General features: G+C 49.9%; 5 protein-coding genes. 3 read left to right on the forward strand and 2 right to left on the reverse strand.

Annotation, left to right across the window (positions count from 1 at the left end; genetic code table 11):
• Window positions 1-30 precede the first annotated feature (30 nt).
• Entirely contained in the window at window positions 31-1,350 is a 1,320-nt protein-coding gene (locus HMPREF2907_RS04245; RefSeq protein ID WP_070680392.1) for a DUF445 domain-containing protein, read from the reverse strand.
• Between the two features lie 270 nt (window positions 1,351-1,620).
• Complete coding sequence (locus tag HMPREF2907_RS04250; RefSeq protein ID WP_003740792.1) at window positions 1,621-2,301, reverse strand: sulfite exporter TauE/SafE family protein; 681 nt, start codon at window positions 2,299-2,301, stop codon at window positions 1,621-1,623.
• A gap of 446 nt (window positions 2,302-2,747) precedes the next feature.
• Between HMPREF2907_RS04250 and HMPREF2907_RS04255 the strand changes: the two genes are divergently transcribed.
• From HMPREF2907_RS04255 to HMPREF2907_RS04265, 3 genes are all read left to right on the forward strand, one after another.
• On the forward strand, window positions 2,748-6,014 hold the full coding sequence (locus HMPREF2907_RS04255) for a TonB-dependent receptor domain-containing protein (RefSeq protein WP_070680395.1): 3,267 nt from the start codon (window positions 2,748-2,750) through the stop codon (window positions 6,012-6,014).
• A 200-nt stretch (window positions 6,015-6,214) separates the two neighbouring features.
• On the forward strand, window positions 6,215-7,087 hold the full coding sequence (locus HMPREF2907_RS04260; protein WP_070680397.1) for a Slam-dependent surface lipoprotein: 873 nt from the start codon (window positions 6,215-6,217) through the stop codon (window positions 7,085-7,087).
• Window positions 7,088-7,413: 326 nt separating this feature from the next.
• Window positions 7,414-8,880, forward strand: a complete 1,467-nt coding sequence (locus HMPREF2907_RS04265; RefSeq protein WP_070680400.1) for a surface lipoprotein assembly modifier — start codon at window positions 7,414-7,416, stop codon at window positions 8,878-8,880.
• The last annotated feature ends 157 nt before the right edge of the window (window positions 8,881-9,037 follow it).

Raw genomic sequence — 9,037 nt, forward strand, 5'->3', positions numbered from 1 at the left:
GCCGTACTGGTTTAAATTTAATCTACTATACTATCCCGCCAGCCACAGCGATACCGTATAAATCGCCAATCCGACCAGTCCGCCGACAAGCGTGCCGTTGATGCGGATATATTGCAAATCCTTGCCCACGCTCAATTCCAGTTTTTCCACCATCAGGCGGCTGTCCCAGCCTTTGACTTTGTCCGCGACGAACAAAGCGGCCTTATCTTTATAACGCATCACAAAATCCCGAACCAAAAGCGAAATCCGCACATCCGCCCGCCGCATAAATTGCGGGTATGCCTGGGCTTGCGAACGCATATGATTCAGCAGCTTTTCCAGTTGCGCTTGGCACAAAGAGTCTTGTTTTTCCACATCTTCCCGCGCCCAGTCCAGAATGCCGCGCCATAAGGTCATGATTTGACGTTGCAGGGCGGGCGATTGCGCGAGCTGTTTTTTGAATTTGTCCAGGCGGCGGTGCCACAGGCGCGATGTGGTCAGGCGCTCGGTCAGTTCGTCGTATTGCACCAAGAATTGTCGGCGCAGCGCGTTATCCTGCTTGTCCGCAGTCGCCAAATAGCCGTCTATCCATGCCAACGCTTTTTCTGCCGCCCAATCATCGACTTTCTCCACCAAGGTCGATTTCACCGCCGCTTTAAGCCTGTCCCAAGTTCCGGGATTGCCGCCTTCGATTTTTGCCGCCCATTCGCGCAGGTTCTGCTCCAGCATTTCACGGGTTTCCGGCGTTTTCAGCCAACGCCGAATCTGACGGAGCAGGTTTTCAAACGCTTTTTCGTGCATCCCTTGCGCTTTCAGCAGCCGCAAACCGTCGGCAAGCGCGTTGCCGATTTGTCCGCCGCTGTAACGTTCTTCCAGCAGCATCGCCGTGAAACGCGCCATCTGTTCCGGTTTGGCGATGGCGAGCAGGGTCGGAATCTGCTTGGAAAGCCACGGCAGCCAGTGCGATTTCACGTCTTCGCCGTCCAGCCATTTCAATAATTTATCGCTGGGCTGTGCTTGGTAAATGCGCATGGCGATGGGTTTGCCCTGCAAAAAATTATGTTCGATAAACCGCCCCAATTCATCGCCGATACGCGCCTGATTGCGCGGCAAAATCGCGGTATGGGGAATCGGCAGGCCGAGGGGTCGTCTGAAAAGCGCGGTTACGGCAAACCAGTCCGCCAGCGCACCTACCATCGCGGCTTCGGCAAACGCTTTGACAAATCCCAACCAAGGATATTGGCGCACATAAACGGCGGAGGCTGCAAACAGCCCGCACGCCGCAAGCAGCAAGCCCGTCGCCCAACGCCTGCTTTTTGCCAACTTTTTGCGCGCCTCATTTAAGCGGACTTGTTCCGAAAGGGTGTGCATTTCTATTCCTGTCTTTTTTGTCTTTGGAGGATTGCGAATAGATTGATTATTTTTTAATCAGCTGAAAATATTCAATAGGTTTCAAAATATTATCCGAGTTTTCCACAGAATGCACACATCAACCCGAATGCGGATTGTGGGCAATATTTTGTACTGCCTATTTTTTAATCATAATATTTTTATTTTGGAAAATCAAAAGGGAAGGAGAGTTGTTCACAGGCTGTTCACATGATTCTGCGGTATGGCTGTGTACAGGTTTTCAGACGACCTTTATGCCGTCCAGCCTGAAACCGAAACCCAAAGCCGCCACAAGGCCCAAGCCGCCACCGTCAACCCTGCCAACAGGCGGATGCTGCGTTTTTGCAAAAGCGTTTTCAACTGCGCCGCAAAGATACCCATTGCTAAAAGGTTGGGCAGCGTGCCGAGCGCAAAAGCCAACATATATAAAGCGCCGTGAACCGCGCTGCCGCTGCCCAAGGCGTAAAGCGACGCGCTGTAAACCAGGCCGCACGGCAGCCAGCCCCAAAGCATCCCAACGCCGAAACAGGCTGGGACGGAACGGATAGGCAAAAGCTTGTTTAAAAACGGATTCAGCCGCTTCCATATCGGTTTGCCGATGCGTTCGATACGCGTCGCCGCCGTCGAAATCCCCGCTAGATAAAGCCCTAAAAGCAACAGCAGAATGTTTGCCGCGATATACAGCCCCTGCTGCAACACGCGGGTGTCATCCAAAGAAATCCCTGCCTGCCCGATCAGGCCGACTAGGAAGCCGATGAGGACATAGCTGCTTACACGTCCCAAGTTCAGCAGGACAATTAATCCGAAACGGTTTAAGTTGGGCGGAAGCTGCAAGGCAAATGCGCTGCTTAACCCGCCGCACATTCCGACGCAGTGGCCGCCGCCGAAAAAACCGAGCAGAAACAGAGTGAGGAAGGTAAGGTTTTCGTCCATATCAGATATATTTGAAATTGTTATCAGGCTGTTTCGTATTGTATCAATAACGGAGGAATGAGGATAAGAAAGGATGGAATAGGGACGAATTATCGCGAATCCGTTTGGAAAGGTCGTCTGAAAATCGGTTTGCCTTGATTGGAGGCATCGGATTTTCAGACGACTTTTAGACTGCCCGATATTTATAAAGCCCTATTTTGAGAAAAATAATTTGATTTTATTTGAAAACAAAATGTTAAACGAATTGAATATTTCTGAACAAGATACCGAAGAAACAAGCTAATGTTTGCATATTATCGAGATTCGGTTAAAATTATCGGAAAATATATAAATAATAATCAAAATCATTCAATATCATTCAATCTATTTGCGGCAAAACCTTTCCGAGGTCGTCTGAACATTTTCAGACGACGCTGTCTGACATTCCGCCACACAAGGAATCCGTTATGAAGCCAGTCAAAGTCAACACCCTTGCCGCCTGCATCGCCGCCATCGGTTTCTCTCCCATCATTTATGCTGCCGATAATACGCCGACCGTCATTCTCGATACCGTTACCGTCAAAGGCACGCGCAATAAAGACGAAATCGGTAAAAGCCGAGTTTATACACGCGAAATCGTCAATCTTTACAAAGGCAAAAACGAAGTCGAAACCTTCAAAGGCAACACCGTATCCGACCTTTTAAGCGGTATGTCCGGCGTATACAGCGGCGACGCGCGCAACAGCGGCGCACTGGATCCCAATATACGCGGCGTGCAGGGACAGGGACGGATTCCCGTTACCATCGACGGCACGGAGCAGGCGATTACCGTCTGGCGCGGCTACGCAGGCGCAAACAACCGCAACTACGTCGACCCCAACATCATCAGCAGCGTTTCCATCGAAAAAGGTCCCTCGTTCAGCCGCGATATGAAAAGCGGCATAGGCGGCTCCGTCGCCCTGAAAACCATCGATGCCGACGATATTGTCCCCGAAGGGCAGAAATACGGATTTGAAGTGAAGGCGGAGGCTGCCAACAATTCCATTAAGCGGCGTGAGAATGCTTATGAACATTCAGTCGATTATCGAACCTTGCCTGTTCCCGCAGTAGCAACGGGCGGTATTTGGCGTTCATTTTTTGACGATACCGACCGAATCGACCAGCGTTTCAACGGACGCAATAAATTTGGTGAGGATAAAGCCTACCGCATTGCCGCTGCCACCAAGCAGGACAATTTCGATGCCATGCTCGCCTATGCCTACCGCAGTAAAGGCAATTATTTTTCCGGCAAAAAAGGGGCGGAACGCTACGGCTATATCGGTCCTTGGACACAAGAAACTTTAGACGAATTAAAACGTCGTCAAGAAGAAGCCGCTGCCAAGGGCGAGAAATTTTACGGCAGTGAAAACATGCTGGGCGCACCCGATATTTCAAAAATCGGACTTTTCTACCATCCGGGCGGGGAAGTCAGCAATACCTCGCTCGAAACCAAATCATGGGTAGGTAAAACCATCTTCCGTCTGCCGAACCGCCAAACGCTCAAATTCGGCCTGCGCCATACCGATTCCACGTTCGGCGAAATCATGCCTTCGCGTATTATCGGTCCCATCAGTTGGGATGCGTCCGTCCTCAACAAAATTGCCGAATGGCCGCAGGCATGGGTCAAACAGCGTTCCTACAATATCGACTATTCGTGGAAGCCGGAGGGCAGCCGTTGGATAGATTTCGATGCCACGCTTTGGACAACGCGCACCAAATCCAAAACCAATACCGCAGGCGGCTCGCCCGGCGATACCGTTTATGAGGACAACAAATTTCAAATAGCATGGGACGAATACGACAGATGGCAGAAATACACCCCCGCAGAGCGGCAGGAATTGCTGGATGCAGGAATAGAAGTCCCCAAACCGCCCAAACCTGAAACGCCCAATACCAATGGACGCTTCAACACCATCGAAGGCAACGCCTATTACGCCCGTAACAACCGGACAGGCTTTCAATTCTCCAACCGTATGAAATTGAGCGACAAGCTCTCGCTGACTTTGATGGGCGATTTTCAAAACGAAAAACTGACATCGCGCAATGATTTTTCAGACGAGCTGGAGCGGGGAGGATACGACAAATATCGGGAAGAACTTGAAAACAGCACCATCAGGGCAAATTACGGATTAAACGAATTCGGCGTACCGCGCAACGGCAAACGGCGCGAATACAATCTGGGCTTCAATTTCCGCTACGAACCCTTCCGCTGGCTGACGTTGACGGCGGGAGGACGATATACCAATTTCCAGCTTCAGGATAAAAGCAAACGTTTGGAAAGCGGTACGTATAAGACCGGCTATCCGTTAGAAATGAACAGGGGGATAAAATATTCGATCGGCAGGGTTGCCACGCCGCAAGAATACGCGGATTACAAGGCAATTGACGATGCTTTGGCAAATGGCAGTCTTGATTATGCTTTATATATGTCGGATGAATATTCAGAACAAAGAAAAAAACATGCACAAATTAGACTGTCGTTACAAGTCAATTCGCAATATATTCCGATTTTGACAGATGATCGCGAAAAATGGGTCAATCCTAATGAAAAGGTGGATTTCTATTGGTTGAAAGACGATAAAGGCCGTCTGAATATGCAGGATCATCCCCTTACCAACGGCAGCATTCCTGATTTGCACACCAAAGTCCCCAATCCTGTATATGACCCGTCTATTCCAGACAGTCCGCAGTTTGTGCCTAAGTATTATAACGTTGATGCAAGCGTATATACGACTCCAATGACCGAAGCCGAAAAACAGAGGGCAATGAAGCAGAAAGGCAGCGGTTGGGTGCCCGCATTTTCTGCCACTGTCAATTTTACTGATTACAGCCGCGCCTATTTGCGCTATACCGAAACCCTGCGCTACCCCAGCATTTTTGAAGGGACTTACGGCTTTTCTACTGCCGCCGGCTCATTCAACCGCATGGGCTATGGCTGGCGGCCCGAACACGCCAAAAACTGGGAAGTCGGCTATATTCATGATTTGACGGGACTGTTACCGAAAATGAAAAAAGCGGATTTCCGCATCAACTACTTCCATAACAAGACCAAAAACGTTATCGATAGGGACAGCAATCTCGAATTCGAACAATTCGACAGACAAATCCGCAGTGGTGCCGAGCTGTCCACCCGCTTCGATACCGGACGCGTCTTTGGTAGCCTGAACGTATTCCGCAGCCTGAAAAACAAAATGTGCGACGAAACCTTCCAATGGTCGACTGTGACTGCGGGAGATGTCGATGCAACATATTTTGCCGAAACCGGCAAAACCATGAGTCGCCCCGTCTGCAACCACGGCGGTTTGAGCGATTCGGGCTATCTGGCAAGCGCGCTTCAGCCACGCTGGTCGATTGATGCCGAATTGGGCAGCCGCTTTCTTGCCAACAGACTGGAAACAGGCGTGCGCCTTCATTACCACAGCCGCGTCTATGAAAACCGCAATGATGCATGGCAGCCTAACTACAACATATTCAATCAATATAAGGGAACTAATCATAAACCCCAATATAACGATATGCGTTGGCAGCCTGTCGCGGTATGGGATGCCTACCTGCGCTACAAAATCGGCAAAAACCTGACTGCCGAACTGGTGGGCAGTAATCTGACCAACCGCTACTACCTCGACCCGATGAGCCGCTCCTATCTGCCCGCACCGGGCAGAACCATCAGGGTAGGGATTACAGGCAAGTTCTAAAATAGTTTCTAGATTCAATTATCGAAATTCTGATATTATTGAATTGTAAATTTTCAGAAATGATAATAATTCATGTTTCTATTTCCTAAAAATAGGAATATACTTACCTTACTTTTCCAAGAGGGCGGATTTGTAAGTTTGATTCAGATTCTTCTTGAGAAAATTCGTTGATTTTGTAAATTTTTATTTTGGAGTGAATTATGAAACTCGTAAAAACCGTTGCGGTATTGAGTGTTGCGTTTGCCGCTTCTTCTGCGTTTGCTGCCAATCCGGCTTCAGACCTCTCTTCAAGTAACAATGTAAAAGGGGTTAAACATATTGTCCCGACAGTGGAGACTAACCAAAACGACGCGAATTTCGGTAAGGCTGCCATTAATGTGGTTGACTTAAATGTAAAACCGACAAATAAAAATGGTCTTGCCAACAATCAACCTGTTTCTTTTGCCAAAATTGATGCGACGGCAAATCGATTTTTTGTCAAAACGTTCGCTCACGGCATTTTGGGTAAAGACAAAAACGGCGTTACTGTCGCGAATCTGTACCGTATGAAAGGTATTGTTTGGGACAATATTCCAAGAATGCCCGACCATTCCCATTTAGGCCGTCTGTCTTATTCCAAAGTCGGTAATATGGATGTTTACTTCGGCGACTGGTCTGCCGTTCCTTCCGGTGCGGCTGTCGGTACGAAAGGTACGAATTACACTGCCTTCTATAGCGGCACGGGTAGAACCACCAATCTGCCGACTACGGGTACTGCCACTTATACGGTTAAGGGTATCAATCAATATCATACGCAAAATACAGCCCTCTTAAACGGTACGCTGAAAGCCGATTTCGGTAAACGGACGCTAAACGGCGAAATGAAACGTACAGGTTTGAATGTCGCCATCAACAATGCCACGATTAATACGGCTCAGGCTTCATTTGAAGGTAAAGCTACGGCAAACAAAGTGGCCGGTACGACCCGTGGTCATTTCTTCGGCAACCAAGGCGCAGCGATTGCTGGCGTGGCTGAGTTTGGTCAAAATCATGCCTACAACACTGCCTTTGGCGGTACGAAAACCGGTAAATAATGAATCATAATGCGATAAGGCGGACGGTTTTTGTCGTTCCCCATTCCGTCCGCCTATAAAACACAAATCCGCCACACAATGCACATCGTACAGGGCCGTTCGGAAATATCGGGCTTCGCAATGCGTTTAAGCCGGTATTTTCCGAACGGCCCGTGAGTTTGAAGGCGTGCTGTTTCGATGGGCTTGAGAAACTCATTTTTCAGACGACCCGGCTGGGGCTTCCATGCAAATAAACAATGCTCTTGCCCGGTAAAGATGAAATATAAGTTTTTCTTTGAAAAGGTCGTCTGAAAAACAAAGCCGTCCGACACACAGGAAAGAATTTTATGAAACGCCTTTTGCTCCTTCCTTTTTTTATCAGCCTGCTGCCCCACGCGTTTGCCGACGACAGAGAAGACCGCTTCATGCAGCTCAAACAGGGGACGGAACTCCGCCGCGCGCAGCAGGAAAGGAACGAAGCGGACAATACGGCGATTGAGTTCGGCGCGGGAGAAGTACAGGACGGCGAAGATTTGGCGTTGTCGCTGATGAAGGCGGTCAACGCGCAAAACGAGGAAGAAACGGCGCGGCTGTTGGACATTTACCGCCGTCAGGATGATTACGACCCCGATATAGTGCTGTTTGCCGAGGCCAATCAGGCGGTGTTCCGCGACGATTTGAAGGCCGCGCTGGCGAAATACCGCGAGCTTTACCGCCAAAATCCCGAATTTCTGCGCGGCCGCCTGGATTTGGCGCGGCTGCTGTTTATAGACAAACAAAACAAAGAATCGGCGGCATTGTTCGACGGCATCGATATTCCCGAAGTGCCCGCCGTCAATGAGAAAATCAAAGTGTTTGCCGACGCTTTGAAGAAACGCGATGCGTGGAGCGGCTCGGTTTCGTTCGGCGCGGGTTACGACACCAACTTAAACCAGTCGTCGGGCGCGACGGTCGTCCGCAATCAGACAAGCTGCGGTTTCGATTCGAACGGGCAGCCGATTCTGGACGGCGACGGAATGCTGTCCTGCCGCAACGAACGGCTTGATGCCTACGCGCCCGATGCGTTGAAAAACCGGATGTGGGTATATGACGCCAACTTAAGCAGACGTATTTCGCTCAACGGCCACCACGGTCTGCAACTGGGCGGCTACGCATGGGGCCGGCTTTATCCCGGCAACAAAGAATACGGCGAACACAATATCAACGTCAGCCCCGCTTACAGTTTTCAGAGCAAAGACCATTCCTTCAGTATCGGCCCGCAGGTGCAATACGAATGGTCGGGCAGCAAACTGCGCGACAGCAGCGCCGGCATCAGCACGGCATACAGCCGCACCTTTTCCGACCAAGCCTCGCTGGGTGTGCAGTTCGACCACAAATACGACCGCTATCGCGGCGAATTAAAACATTTCAACGGCCCGCAGACGCTTCTGTTCACCACCGCCATCTACGCCCTGCCGAAAGACTGGCTGGTATTCGGCGGCTACGACTACCTGCGCAAAAACAGCCGCGAAAAAGTGGATTCCTACCGTCGGCACGGCCTGCGCGCGGGTGTCAACAAGCGTTTTGAATCCGGCATCGACGCCACCTTTCAGGCAATCTGGCGCAAAACAGCCTATCAGGACTACCATGCCTGGCTGGAAACCCGCCGCCGTGATTTCGAACGCACCTACCAGTTGGACATCAAATTCGACCGCCCTTTCCTCCGCGGCATCACGCCCATTTTCAGTATCAAACACACCGACAACAAAAGCTCGTCCTGGCTGAACCGCTACAAACGCAACGAATTTGCCGTCAAAGCAGAATACAGGTTTTAAGCACCCGAGGTCGTCTGAAAATGTCTGACAGTTTTGGTTGGCGCACGTCCTTTTGTTTTTGTTTTTCTAATCTGTTGATTTATGTTTGAATGAAGAATTTTGACGTGCGGATAATAGATATTAATGAGGTTTTATAGTGGATTAAATTTAAATCAGG

Source organism: Neisseria sp. HMSC055H02 (assembly GCF_001813335.1).
GTDB classification, from domain to species: domain Bacteria; phylum Pseudomonadota; class Gammaproteobacteria; order Burkholderiales; family Neisseriaceae; genus Neisseria; species Neisseria sicca_C.